Origin of the sequence: Pseudoalteromonas sp. MMG013, assembly GCF_018100885.1 — a bacterium.
In the GTDB taxonomy this organism is placed as follows: Bacteria; Pseudomonadota; Gammaproteobacteria; order Enterobacterales; family Alteromonadaceae; genus Pseudoalteromonas; species Pseudoalteromonas aurantia.
On sequence record NZ_JAGJEE010000069.1, the window covers coordinates 1 to 1,966 of the forward strand.

Consider the following 1,966-nt stretch of genomic DNA (forward strand, 5'->3'; position numbering starts at 1 on the left):
TTTTCGGCAGATGAGGCGAGAAGAGCATCAAGGCAGCAGGGAGTTGTTGATAGCGCGAATGGGTTGAGTGCTAGTATTGATGCTGTTCGGTCAAATCTAACACAACGTCATAATGCACAAATCAGCTCAGCACACAGCGCAATTGCTAAATCAGAAAGGTTTACCAGTAACGATACTTTTGAGGTTAATTATGGCTTTGAAAGTGAGCTAGTTACAGCAAATCAAAATGGTTGGGTCAATAAATCATTAATTGAGAACACGCTCAATCAATATGCAAACGATAATTTCGATGTATTGCCGTCTAATTCAGCATTTTCTACGTGGAATTATAACTCAAGATATGCCATAGAGCAGCTTCCTAGCTTGTTTGGTACAAACGAAATTAATGGCGCGTTACTTGGTTTAGGAGCGTTGACTAAAACAACTAGCAAAGGTTGGGGTTCTACTGGTAGCCACTATACATCAATGCAAAGTGGGATCGTAGGTAGCTATTTTGATAGGGTCTATGGCGCAGGGAAAGCAACAGTTATAAACAACTATGCGTTAGATACTCGAGTATTCTCCTCTGGAATTTCGAATGTTGGTGATGGACTCACAAAAATTGGCTACGGCTTCACAGCAGCTAGTTCGGTAATCACATTAGCCAATGACTACAAGTATGGTGACGGTATTGACTTTGGTGATGGCTTCAGGGAAGGGGGATATTTGGCTGTCAATAGTGCGTTTGCCGCAAGTAGCTTAAATCGTTTTAAAAATGTAACGGCATTGGCGAGATTGTCTCCTATAGGTATGGCATTTACGGGTTTAGATATTGCACTTCAAGCAACCCCTAGTTATACAGTTAAATATGGTCCACATGCTGGCCAAGTAGCCGATGGCTGGACAAAGGCTATGCATCAGACCAGTGATATTATTCACGCCAATCAGCAAATAAATCCAAATTACAGGATGTTTGATTTAGGTAAATTGTAACTAGCTAATTTATATTGGGTGGCAACTTTGTAGTTGCCACCCAATATATTCCATACGTGACGAGATAAACAACTACTATGAAAATATTTACATTCTATTACTATTTTTCCTATTTATTTATGATAAGAGAGTTTCCGGGTAAAGATCCTCATAAAGGGGCCTTATCTGACATATCCTTTCCTTTGGGGGTTTTTTTTACAGCTCTAACGCTTTTTTTCTTGGTTGAAAGTAATCTTTGGTGGCACATACTGAATACTTGGGACCCAAGCATAGTAGAACCAAGTCGATATAACCCATTTGCGCCTTCAGCAATAATATCGTTACTGGGGTGGTTTGCTTCTAGAAAGATACTAAATTGGTATTTTTCGCGTCGCGGGTGCTTAGACAGCTTACGACAATATTACTTACCATATGGTGAAGTAGTTAAGACTTATGATACTCAAGGCAGGTTACTCTTTTTTTTCTTTTCTTTTGTTGGCTTTAGTGCTTTCTTACTATACGTATGGAAAGGGGTATATGGTCTGTTGATAATTGCTTTATTCTTTGCTTGGATCGAGCTTTGGGTACGTTATGAATTTGATTGGAGTGTTGATAAAGGCGCAAAGAAAAGTGACTAAGTAACGGGTCCCGAATTATAAAAAACGTGAATAAGATGGGACAGGCACAAATTTCTTGCATAATTGGGTGGTTTAACCACTGCTTATACATCCAGTTTATTTGAGAAGACTAAAAAAGAAGACTAAAAAAGAAGACTAAAAAAGAAAGCGATAAAAAAGGAAAGCGATAAAAAAGGACAGGCACAAACTTCCTAAGTCAATGTGGGTTATGGTGGCGCCATAAAAAGCATCACCACCACAGGGTATAACCTTGCTGGTGAAACAGACCAAGTACAAGTGAGAGGGCTGTCACAGGAGCAAGTCAAGGCTGAATTAGAAGCGTCGCAAGCAATTGAGGATGCTGGAAAAGAAGCTGCAGCAGGTAATCCTAAAAACAG

The 1,966-nt window shown here is 39.7% G+C and carries 2 protein-coding genes; both read left to right on the forward strand.

The window, feature by feature from the left end:
* A partial coding sequence (locus tag J8L98_RS24315) for a hypothetical protein (protein WP_210998639.1) occupies positions 1–972 on the forward strand: 972 nt, incomplete at its 5' end.
* A gap of 77 nt (positions 973–1,049) precedes the next feature.
* Complete coding sequence (locus J8L98_RS24320; RefSeq protein WP_210998640.1) at positions 1,050–1,589, forward strand: hypothetical protein; 540 nt, start codon at positions 1,050–1,052, stop codon at positions 1,587–1,589.
* Positions 1,590–1,966 lie beyond the last annotated feature (377 nt).